This is a genomic window from Halomonas sp. DP8Y7-1, from assembly GCF_019801685.1.
GTDB lineage: Bacteria > Pseudomonadota > Gammaproteobacteria > Pseudomonadales > Halomonadaceae > Halomonas > Halomonas litopenaei_A.
In genome coordinates this window covers 448,387-463,230 of sequence record NZ_JAHVIN010000014.1, presented here as the reverse complement: position 1 = coordinate 463,230, position 14,844 = coordinate 448,387, and the positions used below count along the sequence as shown (strand labels likewise).

Here is a 14,844-nt window from a genome sequence, read left to right as displayed (position 1 = left end):
GCAGACTCCGCGGAAATCTGCAACACTGTTCGATAACGCTATTGCACGACTCGCGAGGTCGCTCCCATGCCCCGCCCTCTATGCCTTCTATTTGACTGTGACGGCACGCTGGTAGACAGCGAGCCACTACTGGCGGCAGAAATGGCCGTCAGCCTGACTGCAGCCGGCCTTCCCTTCAGGGCCGAAGATTACATGGGCGATTTTCGCGGGGCGCGGTTTCGCAATATCGTCGCGGCGCTCGAGGCTCAGCATGGCCGTGTCGACCCCGACCACCTCGAGTCTCTCGAAGCCAGCATGCGTGCCAACCTCAACCGCCGCCTGGCCACCGACCTGACGCCAATTGCCGGCGCCACCGAAGCGCTGGCGGCGTTATCCCGCTATTCCATGGGCGTGGTCTCGAATGGGCCTGAAAACAAGGTACGCACGTCCCTGGCCACCGTCGGCTTGACGGAGGTCTTTGGCAACCGGCTCTTCAGCGGCTACACCGCGAATTGCTGGAAGCCTGATCCCTGCCTGTATCTTCACGCGGCAAGCATCATGGGCTTCGCCGCCGAGGACTGCGTGGCCATCGACGATGCCATCGTTGGTGTCCAGGCGGCCCTAGCCGCCGGCATGACGGTGATACACCTCAATCGCTTTGCCGATGCAGAGGAGACCCCTGAGGGCGCCCACATGATCACCAGCATGTTTCAACTGCCCACCGTCATCGGCCGCCTCCAGCGCGACCGCAACCGCCACTCGATGATATCCAGCGGCTAAGAAAACACCGCATAAAGGCCTGCGACCACGATTCATTGGGTTGCGCGCTGCTCGAACTTCTCAGCTATACCGCATAGGCTTCGGATCTGCGCGGCGGTCGCCTTGGGCCGCTCGGCTGATGACTTCAGCGCTGCCCTAAGCTCGCTCACTTCTGCTTTTCATGGCCCGGCTTGCTGCCGGGCCTTTTCATTGATGCGCGTCACACCCGACCTTTGTCTAAGCCCTGACGCCTTGCCCGACGCCCGCCTTGACGCCTAAGCTTTGCACCATATGGGAACGTTCCCATTTTGACCCAGAGTGGCGTGACGCCGCCGCCATGGATACCTCTTGAACCCATATCTTTTTCGCGCCATCAACCCCGCCTGAGACTCTGCCAGAGCATGAACCAACGACAACACCGCGCCACGATTCTGGAAGTTGCCCGCGAAGCTGGGGTCTCCAAGACCAGTGTGTCCCGCTACTACAGCGGTGAGCGCGAGCGCCTGTCTACGGCCATGCAGGAGCGTATCGTGGCGGCGGCAACGGCCTTGGGCTATCAACCGAACCCCATGGCCAGAGGACTCAAAGGAGGTCCCTCAGGCTTGATCGGCATGCTGGTTGCCGATATCCACAATCCGTACTCAGTCGCCATCATGCACGGCGTGGAAAAGGCCTGCCGACAGGCCGGGCTGTCGCTCATGCTATGCAACAGCGACAACGACCTTGATCAGGAGCGCCAGCAGCTGGCGTTACTGTCCTCCTATCGTATCGAAGGGCTGGTGGTGAATGCGGCGGGCCGCCACAGCGATGCGCTCGCACAGCTGGCGGCGAGCGGAACTCCGATGGTGCTGCTGGACCGTTCGCTCAAGGGAGTCGATGTCGATGAGGTGGGCCTGGATAACGCCACCGCCATCGATATGGCCATCGACCATTTGGTCGAGCAGGGCTACACCCGCCTGCTGTTTGTGTCTGAGCCCCCAGCTCAGGCGAGCTCACGCCAGGCCCGCCTGGAGCGTTTTGAGACGCAATGTCGTGCACGCGCTGTTGATGCACAGACGCTGGCGCTCGAGCTGAAAGACCACCAGGCGCTGGACGCGGCGCTTGCCCGTCATGTGGATCACCCTCATCCGTCCTGCGCCGTTCTCTGTGCCAACGGCCAGGTCACCCTGGCCGTGGCACGACGGATGAAATACCTCGGCTACCCCCTGGGAGAGATCGGGTTGATGGGTATCGACGAGCTAGAGTGGTGCGACCTGACCGATCCCGGCATCACCACGCTGGAGCAGCCTACCGACCTGATCGGCCAGGCTGCTGTTGACTGTCTGAAGCAGCGCAGCAGCCATCAGGCGACAGCAGCGCGTCGCCACATGTTCGCCCCTACCCTTGTTCCGAGAGGATCGACCCAGCGGCCACTGGCCACCTCTTCATCACCCGAGATTTCATCATGAACCACGATACTCCCGACATTCTTTCCTTCGGCGAGGCCATGGCCCTGTTCGTTGCCGACGTGCCTGGCGATCTGGCCGACGTCGAACGCTTCTCACGCGGCTGCGCGGGGGCCGATACCAACGTCGCCATCGGCCTGTCGAGACTGGGGTTCAACGTCGGCTGGATGAGTCGTGTCGGCAACGACAGCTTTGGTCGCTATCTGCGCTCGACGCTGGAAAAAGAAGGTCTCGACTGCCGCTATCTGACCACCGACCCGGACCATGCCACCGGCCTGGTGTTCAAGGAACGCGCCGAGGGAGGCGCCGACCCGAAGGTCGAGTACCTGCGCAAGAACAGCGCCGCCAGCCAGATGTCGGTGGAGGACGCAGCCCAGATCGACATTCCATCGCTGCGGCACCTCCATGCAACCGGCATCACGCCCGCCGTATCGGCGAGTTGTCTGGCGCTATCGCGCCATCTATTGGGCCAGGCCCGCCAGCACGGGGTCAGCGTATCGTTCGACCCCAACCTCCGCCCCACCCTGTGGGCCAGCGAGCAGCAGATGCGCACGACCCTCAATGAGCTTGCCGCCCATGCCAACTGGGTCTTGCCTGGCCTTGCCGAAGGCAGGTTGTTGACCGGCCAAGACACGGCCCATGACATCGCAGGTTTCTACCTGGACCAGGGTGCCGAGGCGGTGGTGATCAAGCTGGGGCCTGAAGGCAGTTTCTACCGCGGCCGTCTCACAGGTCAGGATGAGGCTTTCACCGCACCCGGCGTGCCGGTCGCCAAGGTGGTGGATACGGTCGGTGCTGGCGACGGCTTCGCGGTAGGTTTCGTCAGCGCCATGCTGGACGGCCTGGACCCCCGTGAGGCGCTCAAGCGCGCCAACCTGATCGGTGCCGCGCAGGTGCAAGTCCTGGGCGACATGGAAGGCTTGCCGAGTCGTGCTCGGCTGGGCCAGCTGGAAGCCGCGCTGCCTGCCTGAGCCGTGGCGTTGCCGCCAGGGACATCCTCGCGGCAACACCCCCACTGGCAGCCACGATCCGACCGCTATCCGACCACGACAGTAACAACAACCGCGACAACGACAAGAGAGTCCCCCATGACCCGACGTATTCTGGTGTTTCGCGAGATCAGCGCCGATCAGCTCGACAGCCTTCGCGCTGACTTCGAGGTCGACTACCTGCCTCACGTGACCCATGCCGATGACCCTGAGTTCATGGAAGCCCTGTCACGGGCCCACGGACTGGTCGGCGCCAGCCTCAAGATCACTCCAGCCCTGCTCGATCAGGCCCCGCAGCTCGAGGCCATCGCCAGTATCTCGGTGGGCTATGACAATTACCCTGTCGAGGAGCTGACCCGTCGCGGCATCTTGCTGTGTAACACGCCGGATGTGCTGACCGAGACCACCGCCGACACCGGCTTCTTGTTGATCATGAGTACCGCCCGGCGCGCCATCGAGCTGGCCGAGCTGATCAAACAAGGCAAGTGGACAGAAAGCATCGGCAAATCTCACTTCGGCACCGACGTGCACGGCAAGACCTTAGGCATGGTCGGCATGGGGCGTATCGGTGCCGCCATCGCCCGTCGCGGTGCGCTGGGCTTCGGCATGAAGATTCTCTACGCCAAGGCCTCGCCCAAGCCGGCACTGGACGCAGAACTGGGTGCACAGCACCGAGAGCTCGATCAATTGCTAGAAGAAGCGGACATCGTCTGTGTCACGGTGCCACTGACCGCAGAAACGGAAAAGCTGATCGGCGCCGCCGAGTTCGCCCGCATGAAGGCCGGAGCGATCTTCGTCAACGTGGCCCGGGGCAAGGTGGTCGATGAAGCCGCCATGATTGCAGCGCTCAAGGACGGCACCCTGCATGCAGCCGGTCTCGACGTATTCGAGAAGGAACCCTTGCCCGCCGACTCCCCGTTGCCGCACATGGCCAACGTGGTGGCGCTACCCCACATTGGCTCCGCCACTCACGAAACCCGCACGGCCATGGCTCAGCGCGCTATCGACAATATTCGCCTGGCGCTCAGCGGCCAACGCCCACTGAGCCCGGTCAATGCAGACGAACTGAACGACGGATAGACGCCGGGCGACAGCTTCGGCAGGTCTCCCGTTTCACCGGCTCCACCTGTAACACCCCAAATGCATACCACAATAATTGAGGTAATCATGACACACGCCCTCGCCCCCTCCCGCCGCACTACCCTGACTCGCCTCGGCCAGAGCCTGTTGGCCGGCGCCACGCTGGTCGCAGGACTGAGTCTTACCGCCCCGGTTCACGCCTACGACCTGCGCTTTGGTCATGGCGGCACGGAAGACACCGCCTATCACCTGGGCGCCACCCGGTTCAAGGAACTGCTGGAAGAGCAGGACGTCGATCTTGGCGTCCAGATCATGGGAAATTCCGTGCTTGGCCACGAGACCGAGATGTTTGAGCAGCTGATGGCTGGCGCCCTGGATATGTCCATCGTCAACCCCGGCTTGATCACCGACTTCTCTGACACGGCCAATGTCTTCTCCATTCCCTTCCTGTATCGCGATCAGGAGCACTGGCAGACCGTCCTGGACGGCGACGTGGGCCGGGAAATCGCCGACCAGATCACCGCCGAAACCGGCGTGAAAGTGCTGGCGTTCTTTGGTGGCGGCAAGCGCCAGATCGTCTCCAGCCGGCCGCTGGACAGTCTCGATGATCTCGATGGCATGAAACTGCGCACCAATCCTACCAAGCCCCTCATCACCGCCTGGTCGGCGCTGGGGACAGACCCGACCGTCATGGCATGGAAAGAGATCTACACCGGTCTGCAACTGGGTGCCATTGATGGCCTGCTCAATGAAGCCGAGTGGATCCACCGCATGCGCTTCCACGAGGTAGCGCCCCATATCGGTCTGTCCGAGCATGACATCACCGTGCGCTTGCTGACCATGTCGGAACTGACCTGGGACCGGCTGGACGATGCCCAGCAGGAAGCGGTCATGGCAGCCGCCAGCCAGGCCGCCAGCTACGCCCGCGGCGTACAGCTCGAACAAGATGCCGAAGCACTCGAGCTGCTGGTGGAAGAAGGGGCCACCCTGCATGAGCTCGACCGCGAGCAGATGCAGCAGATCGTACGTGAACCGCTCGCCGAAGTGATTGACGAAATGGGGCTGAGCGAGCTCCACCAGATGATCGTCAACGCCGAGTAATGATCCTTCAAGCACCGGGGCCTGCCCCGGTGCCCACCGTCTCAAGAGGATGAAGCCATGAGGCTCTTCCTGGATCTTCTTGCGCGCATCAATCGCGCCCTGGAGAAACTGCTGCACTGGGTATTGCTGGCCCTGCTGTTCGGCTTTATCGCCCTGATCATCTATCAAATCGTCAGCCGCAACCTGCCTTTGCTGCCTCGCCTGTACTGGACAGAAGAGTTCAGCCGGTTTGCGTTCCAGTGGATGATCATGCTCGGCACCGCCATTGGCGTGCTGCATGCGGATCACTTCGTGCTGGAAGCCTTTCCGCGAGGTTCCCGCGCCGATCGACTGACCCGCTGGATACGCGATCTTGCCTGTCTTGCCGTCGGCACGATCTTCGTCGTGCACGGCCAGGAGTTCGCCCTCTCGGGTCTTCGTCGCAGCGCCACGGCCTCCGGCATGTCGATGATCTTCGTCTACGCCACCTTCATGGTCTGCGGCGTGTTCATCATGTTGTTCGCCATCGAACGTCTGGTCCGTGCCGCACTCGACGGCCTCGATAGCATGGAAGCTGCCATGAACACTCCGGATCCCGTACAGGAATCCATCGATGCGCAGCAAGGTCACCAGGTGACCTTGGAGACGCCCTCTCAGGACGCTAGTGACGGGAGGCCCTCATGATCTCCATGGATGCACTCTATATCCTGCCGTGGCTGCTGTTCGGCCTGCTTGGCGTACTGATTGTGGTGGGCGTGCCGATTGCCATGGCGCTGGTACTGACGGCGGTCGGCATGGTGATACTCGACCCCCGCCTGACCTACTGGGTCATGTTCCAGCGCATGTACAACGGCATGGACTCCTTCGTGTTGCTCGCCGTGCCGCTGTTTCTGCTGGCTGGCAATCTGATGAACGCTGCGCGTATCACGGATCGCCTGATCACCCTGTGCATGCGCCTGGTGGGTCATGTCAAAGGCGCCCTGGCCCACGTTAATGTCATGGTCAGCATGCTGTTTGCCGGCGTATCGGGTTCGTCTACGGCCGACAGCGCAGGCGTCGGCACCGTGCTGATTCCAGCCATGCAGCGAGAGGGCTACCCCACTCACTTTGCCGTTGCCGTGACGGCAGCATCATCGGTGATGGGCATCATCATTCCCCCGTCGATCAACATGATCGTCTGGGGAGCGCTGACCAACACCTCCATTGCGGGTCTGTTTCTCGGTGGTATCTTGCCAGGGGTGATGATCGGCATCGCACAGCTGCTGATGAACGTCGGCTATGTGCGACGCTACCAGGTGCCCGTGCGTCCCCGCGCCAGCTGGCGACAACTGGCCAGTTCCGGCAAGGACGGGCTGCTGGCTGCCGGCATACCGGTAGTCATCATTGGCGGCATCACGCTGGGTATCGTCACCCCGACAGAGGCCGCCGTGATCGCCGTGCTGTACGCCCTGGCCCTGGGCTTCATCGTCTATCGTGAGCTGAGCTTCCGCCAAGTACTGGATGCGTCCACCGACACGGTGCGGCTGTGCTCGCTGTCGCTCTTCAGCCTCGTCGGCGCGGCCATCTTCGGCTACCTGATCAGCTTCTACCAGATACCTCCCAAGCTGATGCAAGGCGTCAACATCACCGACCCGATCACCTTGCTCATCATCATGACGGTGGTCATGCTGGTCATCGGTACCTTCATGGACTCACTGCCGGCAATGGCCATCATGGCACCGATCTTCCAGCCCCTGGCCATGCAGGCGGGCGTTCATCCCGTGCAGTTCGGCGTCATCGCCGTCATGGCCCTCGGCCTAGGGCTGATCACTCCCCCCTATGGACTGTGCTTGATGATATCCGCCAAGATCGGGGGAATTCCCCTGCTCAAGGCGCTTGGCACGACCATGCTGTACCTGTCGATCATGCTGGCGGTCATTTTGCTGCTGATTGTCTTCCCCGACATCGTGCTGACCATACCCCGTCTGATTGCACCGGATTTTGTCTGACCATCCTGGTGGCGACCGTCGACGCGGTCGCCGCTCCATCTATGAGGAACCCATGTCCCAGACTCAGCCGCCCCTTTGCCTGCTGTTCGATTCCGACGGCACCCTGGTAGACAGCGAGCCGTTGCTGGCGCGTGCCATGGCCGACACCTTTCCGCCCTTTGGCCTGCCGTTTTCCGCAGAACAGTACATGGAGGAATTTCGCGGCGTCCGCTTTCTCGACATTGTGCAGGAGCTGGAAAGCCGTTTCGGCTCGCTGGCTGACGACCAGCGTCAGATCATGGAAGATCGCCTGCGCGCCAACATGGCCGAGCGCATGGAGCAGGAACTCGTGCCGATAGCGGGTATCCCGCAGGCGCTGGACGCCCTGGCCGACCACCCCAAGGCGGTAGCCTCCAACGGCCCTATCGCCAAGATTCGACTGGCCATGGCAACCACCGGACTGGCCCCGCACTTCGGCGATCACCTCTTCAGCGCTTACGAGCTGGGTGTATGGAAGCCGGACCCGGGACTCTACCTAGCCGCTGCAGAGGCCATGGGCGTATCCCCCGAGCACTGCGTCGTCATCGATGATGCCGCCGTCGGTGTCGAAGCGGGCCTCAAGGCAGGAATGCAGGTGATTCACATCAACCACTTCCCGGAAGAAGAAGACACCCCGGAAGGGGCGGTGGGTATTACCCATGCAGACCAGCTGGTCGACACCATCGAGCGCCTCGCCGCCAAGGCCACGATGTAAGTCACCGCGGGGCGGCTCCCCTCACCATACATCCGTATTGGCTTGATGAGAGGAGCCTTGCCTCTATGCGCGATTGGCCACAACGCCTCCAAAACCAGACCCGGTAGCTATACTAAAGTCCCCCGTAGAAACCCGGCATCCGGGGATTGCCGCGCTGCACAAGGCTCCCTATGCTGACGGGACAGCCCCTACAAGTCAGGAGACACTCCATGCAAGAAGTGGTGATCGTTGCTGCACGTCGTACCGCCGTTGGTTCCTTCGGAGGCTCGCTCGCCGGCATTCCCGCCAGCGACCTGGGAGCCGCCGTGATCAAGGACGTGATAGCGCAGACCGGCATCAAGCCGGAAGAGGTCGACGAAGTTCTGTTGGGGCAAGTACTCACCGCGGGAGTAGGCCAGAATCCAGCACGCCAAGCCTCGATCAAGGCAGGCCTGCCCGACGCCGTACCTGCCATGACCATCAACAAGGTCTGCGGTTCCGGCCTCAAGGCGCTGCACCTGGGTGCTCAGGCGATCATGCTGGGTGACGCCGAGGTGATCATCGCCGGTGGCCAGGAGAACATGTCTCTGGCACCCCACGTGCTGCCAAATTCGCGCACCGGCCAGCGCATGGGCGACTGGAAAGCGGTCGACTCCATGGTCAATGACGGCCTGTGGGATGCCTTCAACAACTACCACATGGGCATCACCGCCGAAAACCTGGCAGAAAAATACGGTATCACTCGCGAAGACATGGATGAGTTTGCCGCTGCCTCTCAGCAGAAGGCGGCCGCAGCCATAAAGGAAGGCCGCTTCAAGGGGCAGATCGTTCCTATCGAGATCCCGCAGCGCAAGGGTGACCCGGTCGTCTTTGACACCGACGAGAACCCGCGCGAGGTCACCGCGGAAAAGCTTGGTGGCATGCGCCCCGCCTTCAAGAAAGATGGCACCGTGACCGCTGGCAATGCGTCCTCCATCAACGATGGCGCCGCCGTCGTCATGCTCTGTTCCGCTGCCAAGGCAGAAGCACTCGGATTGACGCCGCTGGCCCGTATCAAGGCCTACGCCAACGCTGGTGTTGACCCCGCCATCATGGGCATCGGACCGGCACCGGCCACTCGCCGCTGTCTGGAAAAGGCCGGCTGGACCCATGAAGAGCTGGATCTTATCGAGTCCAATGAAGCCTTCGCCGCCCAGTCACTTTCCGTCAACAAGGAACTGGGCTGGGACACCTCCAAGATCAACGTCAACGGTGGCGCTATCGCTATCGGTCACCCGATCGGAGCCTCCGGCTGCCGTATCCTGGTCAGCCTGGTCCACGAGATGATCGCCCGTGACGCCAAGAAAGGCCTGGCCACCCTGTGTATCGGCGGTGGTCAGGGCGTGGCGCTCGCCATCGAGCGCTGATCGACAGGTCGACCACAGTGGAAGCACAGCAAAACCCCCGCCAACGGCGGGGGTTTTGCATGTCTGGGTAACACGACATCAGGCGTGATCACGCTTCTGCCCGCACGCCACGCGTCGTCCACCAGGGGGCCGCAAGGCGGAAGAAGCGGTCGACCACCGCCGGGTCGGTGGGCGAGGTCATCAGCGTCACGCCGACGAACACCGGCAGATTGATCATCATCCCCCAGAACCCAGCGTGGATACCCAGCGGATGCGGCCACAGCGTGATGCAGGTCACCGTCACGATAAACCCGGCGAGGATACCCGCGATGACCCCTGGCGCGTTCGCTCTGGGCCAGAAGAACATGCCAATAAATGCCGGTACCACCTGCGAGGCGAACCCCAGACCAATCAGCAGGATCATGACCAGGCTACCTGGCTCAGCAATGGCCAGAGGGGCAATGATCAGAGCCATCAGAGCGACCACCAGGCGCTTCGCCCATTGCCCCGCCCGCTCATCTGACCACCCGGCCCAGGGCGCGATCACATCGCGACTCAGGCTCAGTGCCACGGAATGGATAAAGGGCTCCGAAGACGACATGGAGGCCGCCAGAGTCCCGGCACCCAGCAGACCCACCAGCACCACAGGCAGATGCGTCATTGCATATTCGAGTACCACCGTGTCCGCTCGATCCAGACCAGGAAGGGCAAATACGCCGATAAAGCCCACCGTCACCAACGGCAGGATCACCAGGTAGTAGCTAGGCAGCCAGGTGGCAGCGAGACGCAGGGAACGCGCTGAAGTGGCACTCATCCACTGGGTCCATACCGGCGGCATGAAAGACAGCATGGATACGATGATCGATGTGGTCCAGAAGGCAAAACTCATGTCGCCTCCGGCGCCGGGCAGCGTCAGGTACTCGGGACGCTGTTCAAGGACCTGCTGATAGACATCGGCAAAGTGCCAGCCACCGGTAAAGACATGGGTGGCCCACAGGCCTACTATCCAGGCCACCACGAACATCAGCACCCCCTGAAACACATTGGTGCGGCCGATGGCACGCTGACCACGCAGGGTGAGATACACAGCAATGGCGCCAAGGACGACCACAACCCCCGCCCATACCGGTATCAGGCCGCCACTCATCACGTGCAAAATGTAAGCCGAGCCGACCGTCTGCAGCACCGCATAGGCCAATGACCCCACCGCCATCACCAGCGCAGCGAGAGCACCAAGCGCTCGACTCTGATAGCGATCGGCGATGGCGCTGGCTTGGGTAACGTGGCCAAAGTGGGCGCCAAAGGCCCATACCTTGGGCCCGAAGTACCACGCTACCAGCGCGAGATACCCCAGATAGACCACCACATAGAACACCGGAATGCCCTTGGCATAGGCCCAACCCGGTGCCCCCATGAAGGTGTAGGCACTGACGCTACCGGCGGCAATCAACAGATACAGTGTGACCGGCCCCATGCTGCGGCCTGCGACTCCCCATTCCTCCAGGGTTGACGCCGAGCGGGATCCGCGACGATGCCCACCCAGACCAATCACCATCGCCACCAGAACATAGCCCAATGTCAGACCAAGCGGCAGCCATTCAGTGCTCACCGTCATCCTCTCCTTTCTCTCGAAGCAAACGATTTCCCAGCAGCATCGCCAGCACGCAGCACAGCAAGATCACATAGCTCCAGGCCACGATAGCGGGGACGCCCAGCACCAACTCGGCCCGGTTGATCCATTCGATCACGGGCCACACACCGGCCAGCACGATCACCCCAAAGATCCCCAGCAACAGCCAGCCTCGCCAGGAGGACGGGCGCACGAAGGATGGAAGCATCAGCATTCCTCACGTTCGATACTTGATGAAAAGAAACACGCAAGATTAGGCCGTTGTACGCCCTCACCCGTGGGAGGATCGCTGACGGCCCACCACGCGTGAGGGTGTCGCCAGCACCAGCAAAGCGGCGAGGGAGAACAGGCCACCCGCTGCCAGGAGTACCGACGACAGTCCCCAGCTATCGACCACCCGCCCGCCGGACAGGGCGCCAAGACCAATCGATAGGTTGAAGACGAAGGCCATCATGGCGGTGGCCGCTTCCGGATTGGTCGCCGAGCGCAGTATCCAGGTTTGAAGGCTGACCGAAATGCCACCGAACACAAACCCCCACAGCATCAACAGCGCGCTTGCACCGGTCGCGGTGACGCCAAACCACGGAAAGCCCAGCGCCACCCCAGCCAGCACCAGAGGAATCAATAGCACCGTCAGATACGGCTGGCGGCCCGCCAGCCCACCGGCAATGAAATTGCCCATCAGACCGGCAGCACCGAACAGCAGCAACAGACGCGAGACATCACTCAATGGGATTCCCCCGAGTCGCTGCAAAATGGGGCTGATAAAGGTATAGGCGGCGAAGTGACCGACCACGATCAGGGCAGTTGCGAGTGCACCGATACACACGCCTGGCAGTTTCAGCTGTCCGCCCAGGCTTACCAGACGAACCGGTTTCTGCGCGGGCAAGGACGGCAGCAGCTGCCATAGACAGAGACACACCAGCAGGCTCAGCCCACCCAGGGCGGCAAAGGCAATACGCCAGTCAGTGACACCCCCAAGCCAGGTGCCCGCAGGAACGCCCAACACCGTCGCCGCTGCCACACCACTGAAAATGAATGACATCGCCCTCGGCACATGCTCCAGCGCGACCAGCCTGCCGGCCAAACCACCGGCAATGGCCCAGAAACCGCCGATACAGCAGCCGATGAGCACGCGAGTCGCCAACAGCCCTGCGAAGCTGTCCATCAGCGCGCCGAGCACGCTGGCGATGGTCATGACCAGCATGAGGCCTGTCAGCAGATAGCGTCGGTCCAGGCGCCCTACCGCGACCGGCAGCAAAGGCGCGGCAAAGGCGGCGACGACGCCAGGCACCGTAATCATCAGGCCTGCCTGCCCTTCACTGACATCCAGCGACGTAGCGAGCTGCGATAGCAACCCAATAGGCAGCTGTTCTGCCGTGACCAGCAGGAAGATACCTGCCATTACGCTGAACACGGCACACCAGTCTCGTCGCTGGGTGACGGTCGTCATGCCAGAGCCACTACCCTCATCACTCATGCTTGCCTCAAACCTCATCCCCTGCGCACTTGACGATCAGGGGCGTAACACAAAAACGCCCCCGCGGCGTCAGCAACGGGGGCGTCGATGGCTTGCCGTCATCAGACCTCGGCAGCGGCTTCCTCAGCTTCAAAAGCCGCCTTTTCTTCCTCGGTCATTTCCTTGATGGTCAGCTTGACGCGATTGCGGTTGTCGATGTCGAGCACCTTGACCACCACCTCATCACCTTCGTTCAGGTAATCACGCACGTCATTGACACGCTCTGGCACGATCTGGGAGATGTGCACCAGGCCGTCGGTGCCAGGCATGATGTTGACGAAGGCGCCGAAGTCGGCGATACGCACCACCTTGCCGCGGTACAGCTTGCCGATTTCCGCCTCGGCGGTGATCGCCAGCACGGTGTCGATGGCCTTCTTGGCCGCCTTCTTGTCCTCGGCGTAGATGCGAACAGTGCCGTCGTCGTCCAGGTCGATGGAGGCGCCGGTATCGTCGCAGATCTTGCGGATGGTGGCGCCGCCCTTGCCGATGACGTCGCGGATCTTGTCCGGGTCGATCTTGATGGTGGCCATGGAGGGCGCGTTGTCGGACACCTCGGCGCGGCTCTCGGCGATCACGGTGTTCATCTGCTCGAGGATGCTGATGCGCGCATCATGGGCCTGGTTCAGGGCCGTTTCCATGATCTGCTCGTCGATACCCTCGATCTTGATGTCCATCTGCAGGGCGGTGACACCCTCGGCGCTACCGGCCACCTTGAAGTCCATGTCGCCGAGGTGATCCTCGTCGCCGAGGATGTCGGTCAGCACGGCGTAGCCGTCGGCGTCCTTGACCAGGCCCATGGCGATACCCGCCACCGGCGCCTTGATCGGCACACCGGCGTCCATCAGTGCCAGCGAGGTGCCGCAGACGGAGGCCATGGAGCTGGAGCCGTTGGACTCGGTGATCTCGGAGACCACGCGAATGGTGTAGGGGAAGTCCTCTTCCGCCGGCAGCATGGCCTGGACACCACGACGGGCCAGACGACCGTGACCGATCTCGCGACGCTTGGGACCGCCCATGAAGCCAGCCTCGCCCACCGAGTAGGGGGGGAAGTTGTAGTGCAGCAGGAAGCGGTCCTTGCGCTCACCTTCCAGCGATTCGATCAGCTGGGAGTCACGCAGGGTGCCCAGGGTCGCGACGACCACCGCCTGGGTCTCGCCACGGGTGAAGATGGCGCTGCCGTGGGTCTTGGGCAGGGTACCGACCTCGATGGCCAGCGGACGCACGGTCTTGTGGTCGCGACCGTCGATACGCGGCTCGCCCTTGATCACGCGAGCACGCACCACGCGCTTCTCGAGACCGGCGAAGGCGCCTTCCACCTCGGAGGCGTCAAACTTGCCCTCTTCTTCACCGGCGAGTTGCGCGACGGCCTCGGCCTTGAGCGCGGACAGGGCATCCTGGCGCTGCATCTTGTCGGTGATGCGGTAGGCCTCGCCGACCTTGGCTTCGAAGCCCTGGGCGACGGCATCCTTGAGCGGCGTATTCTCGGCGGCAGGCTGCCACTCCCACTTGGCCTTGCCGGCCTCGGAGGTCAGCTCGTTGATCGCCTGGATGACGGTCTGCATCTCCTGGTGACCGAACAGCACGGCGCCCAGCATCTCGTCCTCGAGCAGCTCTTCTGCTTCGGACTCGACCATCAGCACGGCCTTTTCGGTCCCTGCGACCACCATGTTCAGCTCGGAGCCTTCAAGCTCTTCCACGGTGGGGTTGAGGAAGTAGCCGCGCTCTTCGTTGAAGGCCACGCGTGCAGCACCGATGGGGCCATTGAACGGCACACCGGAAATGGCCAGAGCGGCAGAGGTGCCGATCATCGCAGCGATATCCGGATCATGGTTGCGATCGGTGGACAACACGGTGCAGATCACCTGGACTTCGTTCATGAAGCCCTTGGGGAACAGCGGACGGATCGGACGATCGATCAGTCGAGAGGTAAGGGTTTCCTTCTCGGTGGGGCGTCCCTCACGCTTGAAGAAGCCGCCAGGAATCTTGCCGACCGCGTAGGTCTTTTCCTGGTAATGAACGGACAACGGGAAGAAAGGCTGGCTGGGGTTGGCTTCCTTTCTTGCCACCACGGTGCACAGCACCACGGTGTCGTCCATGGTGACCATCACGGCACCGGTGGCCTGGCGGGCGATACGCCCGGTTTCCAGAGTGACGGTGCTGCGACCGTACTGAAACGTCTTTTTGACCGGATTCACGGCGACTTCCTTTACTTTTCGATGTTTGGGTCGTTTTGACTCGCGCACTATTTTAGGGGGTCAGACCCGCGAGGGCCACCACA

13 protein-coding genes are annotated in these 14,844 nt (G+C 62.2%); 9 read left to right on the top strand and 4 right to left on the bottom strand.

Going from position 1 to position 14,844, the window contains the following annotated elements:
• Nucleotides 1-66: 66 nt before the first annotated feature.
• The 9 genes from KUV41_RS19005 to KUV41_RS18965 all read left to right on the top strand — a co-directional run bounded on the left by KUV41_RS19005 (nucleotide 67) and on the right by KUV41_RS18965 (nucleotide 9,438).
• Nucleotides 67-759, top strand: a complete 693-nt coding sequence (locus KUV41_RS19005; RefSeq protein WP_206942510.1) for an HAD family hydrolase — start codon at nucleotides 67-69, stop codon at nucleotides 757-759.
• A gap of 380 nt (nucleotides 760-1,139) precedes the next feature.
• Nucleotides 1,140-2,186, top strand: coding sequence for a LacI family DNA-binding transcriptional regulator (locus KUV41_RS19000; RefSeq protein ID WP_222484444.1), 1,047 nt, complete (start codon nucleotides 1,140-1,142; stop codon nucleotides 2,184-2,186).
• Nucleotides 2,183-3,154: a sugar kinase gene (locus KUV41_RS18995; protein ID WP_222486994.1), complete on the top strand. Its 972-nt coding sequence runs from the start codon at nucleotides 2,183-2,185 to the stop codon at nucleotides 3,152-3,154. Before KUV41_RS19000 ends, KUV41_RS18995 begins: the two co-directional genes overlap by 4 nt.
• A 117-nt stretch (nucleotides 3,155-3,271) precedes the next feature.
• Nucleotides 3,272-4,252, top strand: coding sequence for a 2-hydroxyacid dehydrogenase (locus tag KUV41_RS18990; RefSeq protein WP_222486993.1), 981 nt, complete (start codon nucleotides 3,272-3,274; stop codon nucleotides 4,250-4,252).
• A gap of 87 nt (nucleotides 4,253-4,339) precedes the next feature.
• The gene (locus KUV41_RS18985; RefSeq protein WP_222486992.1) at nucleotides 4,340-5,353 is read left to right on the top strand and encodes a TRAP transporter substrate-binding protein; all 1,014 of its coding nucleotides are present in this window, start codon (nucleotides 4,340-4,342) and stop codon (nucleotides 5,351-5,353) included.
• A gap of 57 nt (nucleotides 5,354-5,410) precedes the next feature.
• Complete coding sequence (locus KUV41_RS18980; protein WP_206942505.1) at nucleotides 5,411-6,016, top strand: TRAP transporter small permease; 606 nt, start codon at nucleotides 5,411-5,413, stop codon at nucleotides 6,014-6,016.
• Nucleotides 6,013-7,320, top strand: a complete 1,308-nt coding sequence (locus KUV41_RS18975; RefSeq protein ID WP_222486991.1) for a TRAP transporter large permease — start codon at nucleotides 6,013-6,015, stop codon at nucleotides 7,318-7,320. The genes KUV41_RS18980 and KUV41_RS18975 overlap by 4 nt, the downstream gene beginning before the upstream one ends.
• A 52-nt stretch (nucleotides 7,321-7,372) precedes the next feature.
• Nucleotides 7,373-8,053 carry an HAD-IA family hydrolase gene (locus KUV41_RS18970; RefSeq protein ID WP_222486990.1) on the top strand — a complete coding sequence of 227 codons (681 nt, stop codon included), beginning with the start codon at nucleotides 7,373-7,375 and terminating at the stop codon, nucleotides 8,051-8,053.
• Nucleotides 8,054-8,262: 209 nt separating this feature from the next.
• Complete coding sequence (locus KUV41_RS18965; RefSeq protein ID WP_206942501.1) at nucleotides 8,263-9,438, top strand: acetyl-CoA C-acetyltransferase; 1,176 nt, start codon at nucleotides 8,263-8,265, stop codon at nucleotides 9,436-9,438.
• An 88-nt stretch (nucleotides 9,439-9,526) separates the two neighbouring features.
• Here KUV41_RS18965 and KUV41_RS18960 read toward each other — a convergent pair whose 3' ends face one another.
• The 4 genes from KUV41_RS18960 to pnp form a co-directional block, all read right to left on the bottom strand.
• The gene (locus tag KUV41_RS18960; RefSeq protein WP_222486989.1) at nucleotides 9,527-11,026 is read right to left on the bottom strand and encodes a sodium:solute symporter; all 1,500 of its coding nucleotides are present in this window, start codon (nucleotides 11,024-11,026) and stop codon (nucleotides 9,527-9,529) included.
• Complete coding sequence (locus KUV41_RS18955; protein WP_206942497.1) at nucleotides 11,016-11,255, bottom strand: hypothetical protein; 240 nt, start codon at nucleotides 11,253-11,255, stop codon at nucleotides 11,016-11,018. Before KUV41_RS18955 ends, KUV41_RS18960 begins: the two co-directional genes overlap by 11 nt.
• Nucleotides 11,256-11,318: 63 nt before the next feature.
• Nucleotides 11,319-12,527 carry an MFS transporter gene (locus KUV41_RS18950; RefSeq protein ID WP_224851887.1) on the bottom strand — a complete coding sequence of 403 codons (1,209 nt, stop codon included), beginning with the start codon at nucleotides 12,525-12,527 and terminating at the stop codon, nucleotides 11,319-11,321.
• 101 nt (nucleotides 12,528-12,628) lie between these two features.
• Entirely contained in the window at nucleotides 12,629-14,761 is a 2,133-nt protein-coding gene (gene pnp, locus KUV41_RS18945) for a polyribonucleotide nucleotidyltransferase (RefSeq protein ID WP_222484430.1), read from the bottom strand.
• Nucleotides 14,762-14,844: the final 83 nt, after the last annotated feature.

Coding starts and splice junctions, on each gene's coding strand:
- KUV41_RS19000 (WP_222484444.1), top strand. CDS start 1,140: ATGAACCAACGACAACACCGCGCCACGATTCTGGAAGTTGCCCGCGAA.
- KUV41_RS18985 (WP_222486992.1), top strand. CDS start 4,340: ATGACACACGCCCTCGCCCCCTCCCGCCGCACTACCCTGACTCGCCTC.
- KUV41_RS18950 (WP_224851887.1), bottom strand. CDS start 12,527: ATGAGTGATGAGGGTAGTGGCTCTGGCATGACGACCGTCACCCAGCGA.
- KUV41_RS18965 (WP_206942501.1), top strand. CDS start 8,263: ATGCAAGAAGTGGTGATCGTTGCTGCACGTCGTACCGCCGTTGGTTCC.
- KUV41_RS18975 (WP_222486991.1), top strand. CDS start 6,013: ATGATCTCCATGGATGCACTCTATATCCTGCCGTGGCTGCTGTTCGGC.
- KUV41_RS18980 (WP_206942505.1), top strand. CDS start 5,411: ATGAGGCTCTTCCTGGATCTTCTTGCGCGCATCAATCGCGCCCTGGAG.
- KUV41_RS18990 (WP_222486993.1), top strand. CDS start 3,272: ATGACCCGACGTATTCTGGTGTTTCGCGAGATCAGCGCCGATCAGCTC.
- KUV41_RS18955 (WP_206942497.1), bottom strand. CDS start 11,255: ATGCTTCCATCCTTCGTGCGCCCGTCCTCCTGGCGAGGCTGGCTGTTG.
- KUV41_RS18970 (WP_222486990.1), top strand. CDS start 7,373: ATGTCCCAGACTCAGCCGCCCCTTTGCCTGCTGTTCGATTCCGACGGC.
- KUV41_RS18995 (WP_222486994.1), top strand. CDS start 2,183: ATGAACCACGATACTCCCGACATTCTTTCCTTCGGCGAGGCCATGGCC.
- KUV41_RS19005 (WP_206942510.1), top strand. CDS start 67: ATGCCCCGCCCTCTATGCCTTCTATTTGACTGTGACGGCACGCTGGTA.